We start from the raw sequence: 16032 nt of genomic DNA, 5'->3' as shown, positions 1-16032 counted from the left end.
TCAGGCCCCCTCTCAGGGGCCCGCGCTGAGCTTGCGAAGCGTGGGGGGAGAGGGGGTCCTTCGTCAGCCGAGCAGCGCGGCGCGCAGCTCCTCGGCGTCGGTGCGGACCTGGGCGAGCAGCGGGGCGACGTCGCGTTCCCGCAGCTGGCCGCAGCTGACCCGCTCGATCGGGGTCTCCTCGTGCTCGCCGTCGGTGAGCCGGCCGGCGACCTCGAGGGCGGAGCGGAGCAGGGCGCCCTGGAAGGAGGTGTCGTCGTCCACCTGCTGGAGCGGCAGCAGCATGCCCGCCGGGAAGCCCCACTGCTCCAGCGCCACCGACGTCAGCCGGAGCGCGGAGATGCCGTACCGCTGCACCTCCGCCGTCCGGCGGGAGACCGCGGACCGGTGGGCGGTCCACAGCTCGGCGTAGCCCTCCGCGTCGTTGTGGTGCAGCAGTGCGACGCCCATCTGGGCCAGCAGCCCGAGGCAGAGCGCGTCCTGCGGGCGCTCGGCGAACCGCGGCGCGAGGGTGGACGCGGCCAGCGCCAGGGTGGTGCTGACCTCCCAGAAGTCCTCGGGCAGCTGCGACTCGTCGTCCAGGTCGGTCAGGGCGACCGTCGCCATCGTGCGCACCGTGCCGAAGCCGACGACGGTGACCGCGAACTGCAGCGACGTCACCCGCCCGCGCATCCCGTAGAAGGCGGAGTTGGCGAGCTTCATCACCCGGCCGGCCAGCGCGACGTCGGCGCCGAGCAGCCGGGACAGCTCCTTGGCGCTGCTGCGGTCGGAGTTCGTCTCGGCGACGACCTGGGCGGCTACCGGCCGCTGGGCGGCCATGCTGTCGATGCTGCCCAGCACCCGCTCCAGGTCGAAGACCGGGGCGACGGTCAGGGACGGTGCCGCGGACGGGGTCACGTCAGCTCCAGGTCGGGGTGTCGGGCGGGTCCGGTGGCGGCGGTCTGTGCATCGGCGGACCAGGCGGCGGCGAACCAGGTGGCGGCGTCGGCGCCGGACAACGGCGCGGCGAGGCTGAAGCCCTGCAGGTGGGTGGCGCCCAGCCGGGCCAGCTCGTCGGCCTGCTGCTGGGTCTCCACGCCCTCGGCCACGGTGTCCAGGCCGAGGCTGCGGGCCAGCGCGATGACCGCGGTGGTGATCTCGGGGTGCCCGTCGGCCAGCTCGGCCACGAAGGACCGGTCGACCTTGAGGCAGTCGACCGGCAGGTGCCGCAGGTAGGCCAGCGAGGAGTAGCCGGTGCCGAAGTCGTCGATGGAGACCTGCACCCCGAGCTCGCGCAGCTGCAGGAGGACGGCGCGGGCCGCGGCGGGGTCGGTCATCAGGGCGGACTCGGTGATCTCGATGGAGAGCCGGGACGGCTGCAGCCCGTGGCGCAGCAGCGCCGACCGCACGTGGCCGTGCAGGTTGGCGTCCAGCTCGAGGGCCGAGACGTTGACGTTGGCCCGTCGGGGGGCCCTCACCCCCAGCCGACCGTCCCACTCGGCCAGCTGCCGGCAGGTCTCGTCGAGCACCAGCAGGCCGAGCGCCGAGACCAGGCCGCTCTCCTCGGCCAGCGGGACGAACGTGCTGGGCGGTATCGCGCCGCGCTCGGGGTGCTGCCACCGGGCCAGCGACTCCACCGCCACCGCGGTCCGCTCGGTGGTGCTGAAGATCGGCTGGTACATCAGCGTGATCTCCCGGTGGTCGATCGCCTCGCGCAGGTCGGCGCCCAGCCGCAGCTTGTCCCGGGCCTGGGCCCGCGCCTCGGAGTCGAGCACGGTGATCCGGCCCTTGCCGGCTGCCTTCGCCTGGTACATGGCGATGTCGCAGTCGCGGATCAGCTCCTCCGCGACGGTGTGCTCGGCGGTCTGCACGGTGACGCCGACGCTGGCCCGGGGGTGCAGCTCGACGCCGGCGAGGGTGAGCGGCCGGTGCAGCGCCTCCCCGATCCGCTCGGCGAGGGCCACCGCGTCGTCCTCGGACACCTGCTGGCAGACGACGACGAACTCGTCGCCACCGAACCGGGCCACCAGGTCACCCGGTCGCACGGTCGCACGCAGCCGGTCGGCCACCTCGACCAGCAGGGCGTCGCCCGCGGTGTGCCCGAGGGAGTCGTTGACCACCTTGAAGTTGTCCAGGTCCAGGAAGATGCACGCCAGGCCACCGGCGCCGGGCCGGAAGCGCGCGGCCACGTGCTCGGCCAGCCGGGTGCGGTTGGGCAGCCCGGTCAGCGGGTCGTGGTTGGCCTGGTGCGCCAACCGCGCCTCGAAGGCCAGCCGGTCGGTGATGTCCTCGATGGTGCCGATGAACCCCGCGCCCGCGCCCGGGGTGAAGACGTGCGCGAAGCGGATCACGGTGCTGCGCTCGCTGCCGTCCTGGCGGACCAGCCGCGCCTGCGCCGTCCGGTCGCCGCCCTCGAGCACCGCGACGGCCTGGCCGATCACCGTCTCGAGGTCGTCGGGGTGCACGGCGTCCAGCCAGCCGGTGCCCAGCAGCTGCTCGGCCTGCATGCCGACCAGCGCGCAGAACGCGTCGTTCACGTGCGCCAGGCGCATGCCCTGCTCGGAGAGGAGCGTGGGCACCGGCGAGCGCTCGGTGAGGGTGGCGAAGCGGCGTTCGGAGGCGTCGGCGGTCGCCCGCAGCGCCCGCTCGGTCTCGTTGGCCGTGGAGGTCACCCGGACGGTCCAGCGCCGCCCGGCCGGTGGCGGCACCGGGACGGCGGAGACCACGCAGTCCAGCAGCGCACCGCTGGCGCACCGGACCGGCAGCGTCATGTGCACCGTCCGCTCGCGGCGGAGCAGCAGCTTGAGCTCCCCACCACCGAGCGAGGGCAGCAGCTGCTCGACGGCCACCGCGCGCAGGTCCTCGGGCCCGTAGCCGAGCAGGGTCGCGGCCCGTTCGTTGCTCCAGCCCACCCGCAGCACCGCGCCCACCTGCTCCACGACCAGCACCGCCGCGGCGTCGCTGACGGTCACCCCGTGGAAGACGGCGGCGACGACCTCGGGGGACGCGTGGGGCTCGCTCACCGTTCGGCTGCGTGCCGACATGTCGCCCCTCCTCCCGCCGTCCAGCCGCACGCCTCGGCGCAGCCTGTCCACAGCGTCGTCCTGCCGGGGTCGGCGCTCCAGCCGATCGGGCCGACTTCCCTCCTTCGGGCGGGGTGCCTCCCCGGCGACCACGGCGGGTGACCCGGACGCCGCCGCCGACCCCGAGTTACTGCCGGGTAGCGGATGTGGGATCTTCGACACCCCACGTCGAGACGGCAGGGTTGCCGTCAGGAATGAGGTCCCATGCGCTTGCACCTGTCGCCGGAGGACCGGGCCTTCCGGGACGAGATGCGCACCTTCTTCACCACCCAGGTGTCGCAGTCGATCCGGGACGCGGTCGCTGCCCACCGGGAGCTGACCAAGGAGCAGTTCATCGAGGCCCAGCGCGCGCTCAACGCCGCCGGTCTCGCCGTGCCGCACTGGCCGGTGGAGTGGGGCGGTCGGGACTGGACGCCGCTGCAGCGCCACATCTGGCGCGAGGAGATGCAGCTGGCCGGGGTCCCCGAGCCGCTCGCCTTCAACACCAGCATGATCGGTCCGGTCATCGCGACCTTCGGCTCGCAGGAGCAGAAGGAGCGCTTCCTGCCCGCCACCGCCAACCTCGACATCTGGTGGTGCCAGGGCTTCTCCGAGCCCGACGCCGGCTCGGACCTCGCGTCGCTGCGGACGACCGCGGTGCGCGACGGCGACGACTGGGTGGTCAACGGCCAGAAGACCTGGACCACGCTCGGCCAGCACGCCGACTGGATCTTCTGCCTGGTCCGCACCGACCCCACCGCCGAGAAGCGGCAGCGCGGCATCTCGCTGCTGCTGTTCCCGATGGACACCCCCGGGGTGACCCTGCGGCCGATCGAGCTGCTCGACGGCGGCTTCGAGGTCAACGAGGTCTTCTTCGAGGACGTCCGGGTCCCGGCGGAGAACCTGGTGGGCGAGGAGAACCACGGCTGGGACTACGCCAAGTTCCTGCTCGGCAACGAGCGGGTCGGCATCGCCCGCATCGGCTCGACCAAGCGGATGCTGATCGAGGCCAAGGAGCACGCCCGCGGGATCACGGTCAACGGCGCACCGCTGTCGGAGGACCCGTACATGACCGCCCGGATCGCCGAGCTGGAGAACGAGCTGCTGGCCCTGGAGCTCACTGCCCTGCGGGTGGTGGCCAACTCCGCCGGCGGCCGCCCGCACCCGGCGTCCTCGGTGCTCAAGCTGCGTGGCTCGGAGCTCCAGCAGGCGGCCACCGAGCTGCTGGTGGACATCGCCGGTCCGCTGTCGGTGGCCTCGTTCCCCGACGAGGACTCCGACGTGCCGGGGTGGGCGCAGGTGGCCACCCCGTCGTACCTGAACTACCGCAAGGTCTCCATCTACGGGGGCTCGAACGAAGTGCAGCGCACCATCATCGCCGGCTCGATCCTGGGGTTGTGATCTGACCATGGAGTTCAGCTACGACGACGAGCAGAACGGCCTCCGGGAGGCAGTGAGCGCACTGCTGTCCCGGGCCTACGGGGACAGCGAGCAGCGCCGGCGCGTGGTCGGCACCGACCCCGGCTTCGACGAGAAGACCTGGGGCCAGCTGGCCGAGATGGGCCTGCTCGGGCTCCCCTTCGCCGAGTCCGACGGGGGCATGGGCGCAGGTCCGGTGGAGGTGTCCATCGTGGCCGAGGAGATCGGCCGGGTGCTGGCACCCGAGCCGTTCGTGGAGGCCGTCGTCCTCGCCGGTGGGCTGGTGGCCGACCTCGGCACCGACGCCCAGCGCGCCGAGGTGCTCGGCGCGCTGGCCGAGGGCACGCTGCTCCCGGCCTTCGCGCACACCGAGATCGGCTCCCGCTGGCAGGCGTCCGCCCAGTCGGTCACCGCGACCGAGGACGGCGGCTCCTGGCGGCTGACCGGGGTCAAGGAGCCGGTGCCGAACGGCGCCCGCGCCGACCTGCTGGTGGTCAGCGCGCTCGTGGGCGGGGCCACCCGGCTGTTCCTGGTGCCGGGCGACGCCGAGGGGCTGACCCGCACCGGGTACCGCAACCACGACGGCACCCGCTCGGCGAAGGTCTCCTTCGCCGGCACCCCGGCCCAGCCGCTGGGCGAGGGCACCGGCGACCAGGCACCGGCCATCGAGAAGGCGCAGGCCCGCGCCCGGGTCGCCTACGGGCACGAGGCGCTGGGGGCGATGGAGACGGCACTGACCACGACGGCGGAGTACCTCAAGGCCCGCAAGCAGTTCGGGGTGCCGCTGAACAAGTTCCAGGCGCTGACCTTCCGGGCGGCGGACATGTACGTCTCCCTGGAGCTGGCCCGCAGCACCGTCATGTGGGCGACGCTGGTCGTCGACGCCGACGGTGACGTGGTCGCCGCCGCCGACCGGGCCCGGCTGCAGACGAGCCGGGCATCGCGGCACATCGGCAAGGAGGCGATCCAGCTGCACGGCGGGATCGGTGTCACCGCCGAGTACAAGGTGGGCCACTACACCAGCCGGCTCACCGCGATCGACCACCTCCTCGGTGACGGCGACTGGGCGCTGGCCCGGCTGGCCGGCACGGTCGACGACCACGAGACGGTCGACGCGCTCGCCTGAGCGAGGAACCACGACAGCGCCCTTCGGCCCACCCGGCCGGGGGGCGCTGCCGCGTTCGGAGCGGGGAATGCGCTCGGGTGCCGTACCGTTCCACGAGCCAGTAGTTGCGCTCTCAACCAGTGCGGCTCAGACGAGAGGGAGCACGAGATGCAGTTCGGGATCTTCACCGTCGGCGACGTCACCCCCGACCCGACCACCGGCCGGGCCCCCACCGAGGCCGAGCGGGTGAAGTCGCTCATCACGATCGCGCTCAAGGCCGAGGAGGTGGGGCTCGACGTCTTCGCCCAGGGCCAGCACCACAACCCGCCGTTCGTGGTCTCCTCCCCCACCACCACGCTGGGCTACATCGCGGCCAAGACCGAGAAGCTGGTCCTCTCGACGTCCACGACGCTGATCACCACCACCGACCCGGTGAAGATCGCCGAGGACTTCGCGACCCTGCAGCACGTCGCCGACGGCCGCGTCGACCTGATGATGGGCCGGGGCAACACCGGCCCGGTGTACCCCTGGTTCGGCAAGGACATCCGGGACGGCATCCCGTTGGCCGTGGAGAACTACCAGCTGCTGCGTCGGCTGTGGCGGGAGGACGTCGTGAACTGGGAGGGCCAGTTCCGCACCCCGCTGCAGGGCTTCACCTCCACCCCGCGCCCGCTGGATGGCGTCCCGCCGTTCGTCTGGCACGGCTCGATCCGCAGCCCGCAGATCGCCGAGCAGGCGGCGTACTACGGCGACGGGTTCTTCCACAACCACATCTTCTGGCCGCCGGAGCACACCGAGCGGATGGTCGAGTTCTACCGCCGCCGGTTCGAGCACTACGGCCACGGCAGCGCCGACCAGGCGATCGTCGGGCTGGGTGGCCAGGTGTTCATGCGGAAGAACTCCCAGGACGCCGTCCGGGAGTTCCGCCCCTACTTCGACCACGCCCCGGTCTACGGCGGTGGCCCGTCGCTGGAGGAGTTCACCTCGCAGACCCCGCTGACGGTGGGGTCCCCGGAGCAGGTGATCGAGCGGACCCTCGGCTTCCGCGACTACGTCGGTGACTACCAGCGGCAGCTGTTCCTCATCGACCACGCCGGGCTGCCGCTGAAGACGGTGCTCGAGCAGCTGGACATCCTCGGCGAGGAGGTCGTGCCGGTGCTGCGCCGGGAGTTCGCCGCGCTCAAGCCCGCGCACGTGCCGGACGCGCCGACCCACGCCAGCCTGGTGGCTGCCGCCGGCGGCGGTCACGCCAGCACCGTGCACGCCGCCGACGACGTCACCGGCCGCACCGTGGAGACGGTGGCGCGGGCATGACCACTCGGACGATCGCCGTCGTCAGCGCCGGGCTGAGCGACCCCAGCTCGACCCGGCTGCTGGCCGACCGGCTCGCCGCCGCCACCGTCGAGGCCCTGCGGGCCCGCGGGGAGGACGCCACCGTCGAGGTGGTCGAGCTCCGCGGCCATGCCCGGGACCTCGCCGACAACCTGACCAGCGGGTTCGCCAACGAGCCCCTGCAGGCAGCGATTGACACGGTCGTCGGCGCCGACGGGCTGATCGCGGTCACCCCGGTGTTCTCCGCCTCCTACAGCGGCCTGTTCAAGACGTTCTTCGACGTGCTGGACAAGGAGTCGCTGACCGGGAAGCCCGTGCTGCTGGGCGCCACCGCCGGGACGCCGCGCCACTCACTCGTCGTGGAGCACGCGATGCGCCCGCTGTTGGCCTACCTGCGGGCGGTCGTGGCGCCCACCGGCGTCTTCGCCGCCACGGAGGACTGGGCCGGCGGCGGCGTCGACCGGTCCTTGGCGGGCCGTATCGACCGGGCAGCCGGCGAGCTCGCCGGTCTGGTCACCGGTCGTCCCGCGGCCACCCGCCCGGCCGACCCCTTCGCCGACCCGACCACCTCGTTCGAGGAGCTGCTGAAGGGCCGCTGAGGTCCACCGCAGCTCGACATCGGGTTGGGAGCTGCCTCCACCCCCCGGAGGGAGCCCCCAGCCCGTTCTCGTCGAGCTGAGGCCGTCGGGCAGGATCCGGGGATGACCCCGCCGACGTGGTTCACCCAGGCCCTCGCCCATCAGCCGGAACACCGGGACGTCGTCGTCGCCGGGTCCCGGGTGCACTACCGGGCCTGGGGGCCGGCCGGGGCGCCGGGCGTGGTCCTGGTGCACGGCGGTGCCGCCCACTCCGGCTGGTGGGACCACGTCGCCCCCCTGCTCACCGGACGCCGGGTGGTGGCCCTGGACCTGACCGGGCACGGTGACAGCGATCGCCGCGAGGACTACGACCCGCTGCTGTGGGCGCGGGAGGTGGTGGCCGTCGCCGCCGACGCGGGCCTCGACCGGCCGGTCGTCGTGGGCCACAGCATGGGCGGCTGGGTGGCGGTCACCGTGGGCGTCGAGCACCCGGGTGACATCGGTTCGGTCGTCGTCGTGGACTCCCCGCTCAACGACCAGCCCCCGGACGAGCGGCGGCTGCGGGAGCGCCGACGGCCGCACCGGGTGTACGCGGACCCGGACGAGGCCAGGGCCCGCTTCCGCACGCTGCCGCCGCAAGAGGTCCTGCTCCCCTTCGTCCGCGAGCACGTGGCCGCCGGATCGCTGCGCGCGGTCGAGGACGGCTGGACGTGGAAGTTCGACCCGGACTTCTTCGGCACCCGGCTGCGGCTGCGCGACCTGCTGCCGGGGGTCGCCGTCCCGCTGACCTTCCTGCGCTGCGAGCACGGGTTGGTCAGCCCGGAGATGGCCACCGAGATGGTCGGGCTGACCCGGGCCGGGATGCCCGTGGTCGACCTGCCCGACAGCGGCCACCACCCGATGCTGGACCAGCCGCTGGCCCTGGTCACCGCGCTGCGCACGGTGCTGGCTCTGGGCGGTGACCGACCCCGCTGAGGCGCCGGGCGAGCTGCCGCAAGAGTGGGTCAGAGGCAGCGGTACAGCGCCCGCCAGAACCCGTCCATGCCGTCCTCCGGCCCGGCCATGCCACGCGCGGTGAGCAGCACCGCGACGAGGTCCCGGTCCGGATCGGCGTAGGCGGTCGTGCCCGTCCCGCCGTCCCAGCCGAACCGGCCCGGCTGCGCCCACGGCTCTCCCGGCTCCACCTGCACGCCGACCTGCAGCCCCCAGGAGCGGCCGGCGCCGAGGAAGTCGACGGCCTCCAGCCGCTGCGCCGTGGTCAGCGCTCCGGTGGTCATGGCGGCCACCGACCGGGGGCTCAGCAGTGGCCCGCCCCCGTCGGCCAGCGCGCCGAAGACGGCCAGCACGTCCGGTGCGCTGGAGACCAGCCCGGCCGCCAGCCCCTCGAAGACCGGCGGGCCGGACGAACGCCCGTCGGCCGGGTCGAGGAGCTCGAACCCGCCACCCGCCGGCAGGTACGCCGGGCCGAGCCGCACGGGGTCGGTCGCCCAGAAGCCGGTGTCGGCCAGACCCAGCGGACCGGTGACCCGGGCGCGCAGCAGGTCGTGCAGCGGGCAGCCGGCGACCCGGCTCAGCAGCACCGAGAGCACCTCGGTGCTGAGGTGGTACAGCCAGCTGGTCCCGGGTTGCGCGGCCAGCGGCAGCTCGCCCAGCCGGGCCAGGTACTCCGCCGGCGTCAGCTCCGGCGGCAGCGGACCCGGTCCGAGGCCGGCCCGGTACAGGACCTGGTCCAGCGGCGAGCCGTCCCACAGCCCACCGAAGCCGGGCGTGCTGGTGAGCAGGTGGCGGACGGTGATCGGTCGGTCCGCCGGCACCGTGTCCGCGAGTGCGCCGCCCCGGCCGACCAGCACCCGCGGTTCGGCCAGCTCCGGGAGCCATCGCCCGACCGGGTCGTCGAGGTCCAGCAACCCGTCCTCGACCAGCGACAGCGTCAGCACCCCGGCGACCGGCTTGGAGAGCGACGCCAGCCGGAACAGCGAGTCCGGACGCACGCGGGCGACACCTCCGAGCTCGAGGGAGCCGCCGGTGTGCACCTCGACCTCCCCGCGGTACCGGACCGCGGCGGCGTAGCCGGGCAGCCGGCCGCTCTGCACCTGGGCCTGCAGGGCTGACCAGACGGTGACGAACCGGGACGGGTGCGGCATGGGGGCTCCTGCGTCCGAGGGACGGCGCACCCAGCGTCCGGAGGACGGTGCGCTCAGCAGGGAGGACGGCGGGGGCCGGTGGAAGTCATCGCACCGGCCGCCCGGCCCCTCAGGCGGTGGTGCCCTTGCCGGAGGACCGCTGCGCCGCCGGTGCATCGGCGCCGTCCTCGCCGAGGTGCCGCTCGAAGTGCGGTGGGACGACGAGGTCGGCCGGGCTGAGCTGGTCGACCGAGCGGTGGCCCAGGCCGACCAGCGCAGACCCGAGGCCGTCGCGGAGCAGGTCGAGGACGTTGCCGACCCCGGCTTCGCCGTTGGCGGCCAGGCCCCACAGGTAGGCCCGGCCGATCATGACCGCCCGGGCGCCCAGGGCGAGGGCCTTGGCGACGTCGCCGCCGCGGCGGATGCCGCCGTCCATCAGGACCTCGACCTGGTCACCGACCGCCGCGACGACCGCGGGCAGCGCCCGGATCGCGGCCGGGGTGCCGTCGAGGTTGTTGCCCCCGTGGTTGGACACCGAGATCGCGGTGACCCCGGCGTCCACGGCGCGCTTGGCGTCATCGATCCGCATCACGCCCTTGAGCATGAACGGCCCGTCCCACTGCGAGCGCAGCCAGGCGACGTCCTCCCAGGAGGGCATCGGGGAGGCGCTCCACTGCCCGTAGGCCCCGAAGAACGTCGGGGGCTCATCTCCGGGCTTGGCCACCATGTTCGGCACCGTGAGGTCGGGGAGCTTGCGGGTGCGGGCGAAGTCGAGCAGCCACCGCGGCCGGGCCAGCACCTGGGGCGCGTACTTCCGAGCAGCCTCGAAGTCGATCTTCTCCGGGATGAACGGGCTGCCCCAGTCCCGGCCGTAGGCGAAGGACCAGTCCAGCGTGGCGATCATGCCGACCGCACCGGCGTCCTTCGCCCGCTGCATCCGGCCCAGCATCTCCTCCCGGGAGCCGACCCAGTACATCTGGAAGAAGGTCTGCGGGTTGGCCGCCACGACCTCCTCGATCGGCTTGCTGGCGAAGGAGGACAACCCCATCGCCACACCGCGGGAGGCCGCGGCACGGGCCACCGCGACCTCACCGTCGGGGTCGACCGCCTGCACCCCGGTGGGGCTGATCATCACCGGCATGGAGACCTGCTGGCCCATGATCGTGGTGGCCAGCTGCCGCTCGTTGCTCAACCCCGCCGTGTGTGGGGCGAACCCCAGCTCGGCGAACGCGGCCGTGTTGTCGTCCACGGTCAGCCCACGCTCCGAGCCGGCCACCAGGGCGCCGTACACCCCCTTGGGCAGGCGCTTCTTCGCTCGACGCTGCGCTTCTGCCACCGACTCGAACCACGCGTTCGCCACCTGCGGACCTCCTGCTGCTCGCCTCGTCCCGACCGACGCCGTCGACGGCCCGGGGCGCCGTCGCAGGGACTGGCCGATCCGGCGTCGCCCAGCGTGGCACTGAGTGCCACCCTAGCGGCAGGGCGTGTCCTGGGACACAGCCCGACCCGGTCAGGCGTCCTTGATCGCCGAGACGTCGAACTCCACCTGGATCCGGTCGCTGACCAGCACGCCACCGGTGTCCAGCATCGCGTTCCAGGTCAGGTCCCACTCGCTGCGCTTGATCGCCAGCGCGCCCTCGAAGCCCACCCGCATGTTGCCGAACGGGTCCAGCGCCGAGCCGGTGAGCGTGAAGTCGATCCACACCGGCCGGGTGACCGCCTTGATCGTGAGGTCACCGGTGACGCGGTACACGTCCCGGTCGACCTGCTCGACGGCGGTGGAGACGAACACCATCTCGGGGTGCTGCTCGACGTCCAGGAAGTCGGCCGAGCGCAGGTGCGCGTCACGGTCCGGCGTCCCGGTGTCGATGCTGGCGGTGGCGATCCGCAGGCGGACGCTGCTGGCCGCCGGCGTGGCGGTGTCCAGGTGGGCGGTGCCGGAGAAGTCGGTGAAGGCGCCCCGCACGGTGGTCACCATGGCGTGCCGGGCCCGGACGCCGATCCGGGTGTGCGTGACGTCGACGGTGTAGTCGCCCGTCACATCGGCCAGGGCGCTGGTGGCGGCGTCGAAGTCCGTCGCGGCGCCCTCGGGTGCGCGGTGCTTGCCCACGGGTCAGCGCTCCTCTTCTCGGTGGTCGAACCCCTCGATCCTCCCCGATGGTCCCCCGCCGGTGCACAGGAGGGCCACCTGCCCGGCACGGGAGCACGGCATCGGACGCAGCGGGGCCCGGGTCCGACCGGACCCGGGCCCCGCTGTGCACCGGTGGATCAGTACCAGCCGGTGGCCTGCGAGTGCGACCACGCCGCACACGGCGAGCCGTAGCGGTTGTCGATGTAGATCAGCCCCGCGTCGATCTGCCGGTAGCCGTCCGACGTCTTGGCGATCCCGGTGCTCTTCCAGGTGGAGTCCAGGAACTGCGGGATGCCGTACGCGGTGCTGTTCGGGTTCTGCGCGTTCGGGTTCCAGCCGCTCTCCTTGCCCCACAGGCTCTCCAGGCAGGAGAACTGCGCCTGGTCCCCGCCGAGCTTGCCCAGGGCGTAGTCCTGGAACGAACCCGAACCGGACGAGGCGGCCGGAGCCGGCGCTGCCGGCGCCCTCGGAGAGCTGGCGGGGGCGGGGGCGGTGGCCGCCCGGGCGGCGGCCCGCTCGGCGGCTGCGGCCTCCTCCGCGGCCTGCGCCTCGGCGGCGGCCTGGGCCTCGGCGGCGATCCGCGCCTCTTCCGCAGCCTGCGCCTCGGCGACGGCCTGGGCCGCCGCGGCTGCCTGGGCGTCGAGCACGGCCTGGTCGGCGGCCGCCTGTGCCTGGGCGGCGGCGGCCTGGGCGGCCTCGCGCTGGCTGCGGTTGGCGGCCAGCTGACCGAGCCGGTCGGCCAGCGGGCCGTCGACGAGGGCGGTCCCGGTCTGCTGCGAGCTCAGGTCGAGCTGGGCGGCGACGCTGGCCGGCTCGACGGCGGCCTCGGCCCGAGCGCCGGGCTCGCCGGCGACGAGGACGTTGACCAGGATCGCCCCGGCGGCGGCGACGCCCAGGTACAGCGTGGGCCGGCGGAGGCCACCGGGGGGCTGACGACGGGACCGCAGGGCGACCGGCGCGTCATCGCCGCCGGCCGAGGGCACGAGGAGCACCTCGGTGGCGGGCAGCTGCTCGTCCGACGAGGACGCGGTGGTGCGACGGGACATGAAGAGAGGGGCTCCGTGGGTCTTCCGCGGCCGCCTACCGAGTCAGCTGACGGGTTCGGGCGGGAAGTCGCCCTACCCAGCCGGGCGGGTGCCCGGGCGGGATTCACCCCGGTACTGCGGTGGGTCCCCGGTTCGCTGCGTGCAGCGATTCGGCGGCATCCGGTGCGGGCTCCCCGGGTGGGGACGAGACGTCCGACCGGACCTGGCCAACGTAGAGGCCGTCACCTGGGCGTGACAATGCTCAGAGCTGGATTTCGTCGCCATGTGCCACGTCTCCCATCCACTGGCGAGGCGGGGTGGCACCGATGTGACAAGAGGTGCCAGTGAGACGGCCCTGGGATCAGGGGAGCCGCCAGACCGTCGTCCGGCGCACCTCTCCCCCGGCGGCGTCGGGCACGTCGTACTCCGCCTGGGCCACCAGCCCCTCCTTCGGGACGTAGGCCCGCCCGGGGTCGCCCAGCAGCACCGTGGCCCCCCGCAGCCAGGCCGCGCCGAGGAAGGGCAGCACCCGGGCGGTCATCTCCCGGTCGTAGCAGACGTCGCCGGCCAGGACGACGTCGATCTCCGGGAGCTCCTGGTCCAGCACGTCCCCGACGACCTCGATCCCGCCGACCCCGTTCACCTCGGCGTTCAGCCCGATCGCGGTGTGCGAGTACGGGTCGACGTCGCTGGCGAGCACGCTGCTCGCCCCGGCCCGCAGCGCGGCGACGGCCACCAGGCCGCTGCCGGCCCCCAGGTCCAGCACCCGCCGGCCGGCGACGAGCTCCGGGTGGTCGAGCACGTGCCGGGCCAGCGCCTGCCCACCGGGCCAGGCCGCGGCCCAGAAGGGCGGGTCCTCGCCGGCGCCGCCGCCCTCGGTCTCCATCGCCTCCCAGAGCGCGACGACGTCGTCGGCGACGTGCAGCTGCACCTCGGGGACGAGCGAGGGGCGGTCCAGCCGGGTGTGCGCCCGCAGGAACGCCGGTGGCACGGGGTGCTGGACCGCCACGCCGGTCAGGCCTTGTGCTCGCTGCGCACGACGGTGACCGGGCACGGGGCGTGCCGGGTGACCTGGTCGCTCACCGAGCCGAGCAGCAGCCCGGCGAAGCCGCCCCGCCCGCGGGCCCCGACCACCAGGAGGTCGGCGTTCTGCGCGGCCTCGATGAGCGACCGCACCGGCGCGGCGTGCACCACGTGGCAGGTGACCTGACCGGCCCGCTCGGCGCCCAGCACGGCCCGGACGTCGGCCTCCAGGTCGGCCTGCACCGCCTGCTCGTACTCACCGATCGGCGGGACGTAGCCGAGCTCCCAGCTGGGCGGCTGGGGGGCGGTGGCGATCCGCCAGCCGCGGACGACGTGCAGCGGCCAGGAGGCGCGCTCGGCCAGCGTCGCCGCCCACTGCAGGGCCTCCTGCGCGCAGTCCGAGCCGTCGTGACCGACGACGACGCCACCCTCGACGGCGGCACGGGTCGACACCTCGCCCTCGACCCCGGCCAGCTCGGTGGCCGCCTCGTCCCGCTCGGCAGCGAGTGCTGCGTTCCCCGACCGGTCTGCTGGCTGCTGCGTCAACGCCGTCCTCCTGTGTTCGTGTGCGAGTTCGCTGCCGGTACCCGGCACCGGACAGCCTCTCCTACCGGGCCGGGGAAGGGCAGAGCCGGAAGACCTCTTCCCCTCGTGTGGCCCGGTGCGACCGTGCGCGGAACGGCCCGAGCAGGGCTCCGCCCCCGGCCAGCGTGCTCCCCGGGGCACGGGGGTTCGGATCGCGGCGGAGGCCGCTCTGCTCTTCACTGATCATGAGCCGGCACACGCCGGCAGGAGCGACTGGATCGAGGAGGACCGGCAGCCATGGAGCACTTCACCATCGCCACCGTCGCCGAGGAGAGCGCCGACTTCCGTCGGGTGCTGTGGACCGGCGAGCACACCCAGCTGGTGATCATGACGATCCCGCCGGGTGGGGAGATCGGCGAGGAGGTGCACGAGGAGATCGACCAGATCCTCACCTTCGTCAGCGGCACCGGCCAGGCCGTCGTCGGCGGGCAGAAGAAGAACGTCGCCCAGGGTGACCTCGTCGTCGTCCCCGCCGGCAAGAAGCACAACTTCCTCAACACCGGGGTGAACCCGCTGGTGCTCTACACGGTCTACGGCCCGCCGGAGCACGCCGACAAGGCGGTGCACAAGACCAAGGAGGAGGCCGACGCGCTCGAGGAGGCCGGCAAGGACGAGCCGCCGACCAGCTGAGGCCCGGCCGTGCCGGTCGGGCAGGGTGGACGGCGTGACGACGCAGCCGGGCATCTTCGCCCTCGGCACCCCTGAGCACTGCTACCTGGAGCTCGACCTCGAGCCCGGCTGCTCCGCAGAGGACCTGGTCCGCGGCGTGGCCGGGCTCACCGGTCCGCTCTCCTCCACCGGTGGGGTGAACCTGGTGGTCGGCTTCCGGCCGGAGCTGTGGGCCGCCGTCGCCCCGGACGACGCCCCGGCGGACGCCGCGAGCTGGACCGAGGACCTCGTCGGCGCCGGCCGCTACCGGATGCCGGCGACCCAGCACGACGCCTGGATCTGGGTCGCCGGGGGGCATCGCACCGCGGTCTTCGACAACGCGCGCGCCGTGCTGGCTGCGCTGACCGGCGTCGCCCGGGTGGCCGCCGAGGTCACCGGCTGGCTGTACCGGCACGACCGGGACCTGACCGGGTTCATCGACGGCACCGAGAACCCCTCGCTGCTGACCGCCGCCGAGGTCGCGGCGGTACCGGCCGGCGAGCCGGGCGCGGGGGCGAGCATCGTGCTGTACCAGCTCTGGCGGCACGACAGCGGGGCGTGGGAGTCCCTGGGCGAGCACGGCCAGGAGATGATGATCGGCCGGACCAAGCCCGACAGCGTCGAGCTCCCCGACGACGTGATGCTGCCGAGCGCGCACGTCGCCCGCACGACCGTCGAGGTGGACGGCGAGGAGAAGCAGATCTTCCGGCGCAACGTCGCCTACGGCGGGGTCACCGACCACGGGACGGCGTTCGTCGGGTTCGCCCGCGACCAGTGGCGGCTCACCGAGATGCTCCGCCGGATGGCCGGGGCGACCGACGGGATCCGGGACGGGCTGACTGGCTTCCTGACCCCGCTGAGCGGGGCGTACTACACGTGCCCGTCGATCGACGCCCTCGCCCGGTTCGCGCCTCCCGACGAGGACTGACTGTGAGCATGGCGGGGCCGGCTCGTAGCTGGTGAGCTGGCGCCGGCAGCGGTAGGTGTGACTCCAGGTCTGACTGGCTTCGTGCCTTTGAGCCGAC

Annotated in this window: 15 protein-coding genes and 1 riboswitch; of the genes, 7 read left to right on the top strand and 8 right to left on the bottom strand. The window is 73.6% G+C overall.

Annotated features, from left to right (window positions below; genetic code table 11):
* Nucleotides 1-63: 63 nt before the first annotated feature.
* The gene (locus O2W16_RS07220; RefSeq protein ID WP_269158136.1) at nt 64-894 is read right to left on the bottom strand and encodes an HDOD domain-containing protein; all 831 of its coding nucleotides are present in this window, start codon (nt 892-894) and stop codon (nt 64-66) included.
* Complete coding sequence (locus O2W16_RS07215) at nt 891-2999, bottom strand: putative bifunctional diguanylate cyclase/phosphodiesterase (protein WP_269158135.1); 2109 nt, start codon at nt 2997-2999, stop codon at nt 891-893. Before O2W16_RS07215 ends, O2W16_RS07220 begins: the two co-directional genes overlap by 4 nt.
* A 264-nt stretch (nt 3000-3263) precedes the next feature.
* Between O2W16_RS07215 and O2W16_RS07210 the strand changes: the two genes are divergently transcribed.
* The 5 genes from O2W16_RS07210 to O2W16_RS07190 all read left to right on the top strand — a co-directional run bounded on the left by O2W16_RS07210 (nt 3264) and on the right by O2W16_RS07190 (nt 8447).
* The gene (locus O2W16_RS07210; RefSeq protein WP_269158134.1) at nt 3264-4439 is read left to right on the top strand and encodes an acyl-CoA dehydrogenase family protein; all 1176 of its coding nucleotides are present in this window, start codon (nt 3264-3266) and stop codon (nt 4437-4439) included.
* A 7-nt stretch (nt 4440-4446) separates the two neighbouring features.
* Nucleotides 4447-5583 carry an acyl-CoA dehydrogenase family protein gene (locus O2W16_RS07205; protein WP_269158133.1) on the top strand — a complete coding sequence of 379 codons (1137 nt, stop codon included), beginning with the start codon at nt 4447-4449 and terminating at the stop codon, nt 5581-5583.
* A gap of 147 nt (nt 5584-5730) precedes the next feature.
* A complete protein-coding gene (locus O2W16_RS07200) occupies nt 5731-6876 on the top strand; it encodes an LLM class flavin-dependent oxidoreductase (RefSeq protein WP_269158132.1) in 1146 nt (381 codons plus the stop codon).
* Nucleotides 6873-7493 (top strand): FMN reductase, encoded by a 621-nt coding sequence (locus O2W16_RS07195; RefSeq protein WP_269158131.1) that lies wholly within the window; start codon nt 6873-6875, stop codon nt 7491-7493. The genes O2W16_RS07200 and O2W16_RS07195 overlap by 4 nt, the downstream gene beginning before the upstream one ends.
* Nucleotides 7494-7595: 102 nt before the next feature.
* On the top strand, nt 7596-8447 hold the full coding sequence (locus tag O2W16_RS07190) for an alpha/beta fold hydrolase (protein ID WP_269158130.1): 852 nt from the start codon (nt 7596-7598) through the stop codon (nt 8445-8447).
* Nucleotides 8448-8476: 29 nt separating this feature from the next.
* Here O2W16_RS07190 and O2W16_RS07185 read toward each other — a convergent pair whose 3' ends face one another.
* The 6 genes from O2W16_RS07185 to O2W16_RS07160 form a co-directional block, all read right to left on the bottom strand.
* Nucleotides 8477-9616: a serine hydrolase domain-containing protein gene (locus tag O2W16_RS07185; protein ID WP_269158129.1), complete on the bottom strand. Its 1140-nt coding sequence runs from the start codon at nt 9614-9616 to the stop codon at nt 8477-8479.
* 109 nt (nt 9617-9725) lie between these two features.
* Nucleotides 9726-10955, bottom strand: a complete 1230-nt coding sequence (mftD, locus tag O2W16_RS07180) for a pre-mycofactocin synthase MftD (RefSeq protein ID WP_269158128.1) — start codon at nt 10953-10955, stop codon at nt 9726-9728.
* 150 nt (nt 10956-11105) lie between these two features.
* The gene (locus O2W16_RS07175; protein ID WP_269158127.1) at nt 11106-11705 is read right to left on the bottom strand and encodes a YceI family protein; all 600 of its coding nucleotides are present in this window, start codon (nt 11703-11705) and stop codon (nt 11106-11108) included.
* Between the two features lie 158 nt (nt 11706-11863).
* Nucleotides 11864-12772 (bottom strand): transglycosylase SLT domain-containing protein, encoded by a 909-nt coding sequence (locus O2W16_RS07170; RefSeq protein WP_269158126.1) that lies wholly within the window; start codon nt 12770-12772, stop codon nt 11864-11866.
* A 16-nt stretch (nt 12773-12788) separates the two neighbouring features.
* Nucleotides 12789-12937: riboswitch (cyclic di-AMP (ydaO/yuaA leader) on the bottom strand.
* A 175-nt stretch (nt 12938-13112) separates the two neighbouring features.
* Nucleotides 13113-13760, bottom strand: coding sequence for a class I SAM-dependent methyltransferase (locus tag O2W16_RS07165; protein WP_269158125.1), 648 nt, complete (start codon nt 13758-13760; stop codon nt 13113-13115).
* Between the two features lie 5 nt (nt 13761-13765).
* Nucleotides 13766-14320 (bottom strand): universal stress protein, encoded by a 555-nt coding sequence (locus O2W16_RS07160; RefSeq protein ID WP_269158124.1) that lies wholly within the window; start codon nt 14318-14320, stop codon nt 13766-13768.
* Between the two features lie 276 nt (nt 14321-14596).
* On the opposite strand from O2W16_RS07160, the gene O2W16_RS07155 reads away from it, so the two are divergent.
* Both O2W16_RS07155 and O2W16_RS07150 read left to right on the top strand, forming a co-directional pair.
* Nucleotides 14597-14989 (top strand): cupin domain-containing protein, encoded by a 393-nt coding sequence (locus tag O2W16_RS07155; protein ID WP_036335220.1) that lies wholly within the window; start codon nt 14597-14599, stop codon nt 14987-14989.
* 34 nt (nt 14990-15023) lie between these two features.
* Complete coding sequence (locus O2W16_RS07150; protein WP_269158123.1) at nt 15024-15935, top strand: Dyp-type peroxidase; 912 nt, start codon at nt 15024-15026, stop codon at nt 15933-15935.
* Nucleotides 15936-16032: the final 97 nt, after the last annotated feature.

It is taken from the genome of Modestobacter sp. VKM Ac-2984, from assembly GCF_026967985.1.
In the GTDB taxonomy this organism is placed as follows: Bacteria; Actinomycetota; Actinomycetes; order Mycobacteriales; family Geodermatophilaceae; genus Modestobacter.
The sequence above is the reverse complement of the archived record's forward strand: the minus strand, read 5'-3'. Positions and strand labels throughout refer to the sequence as shown.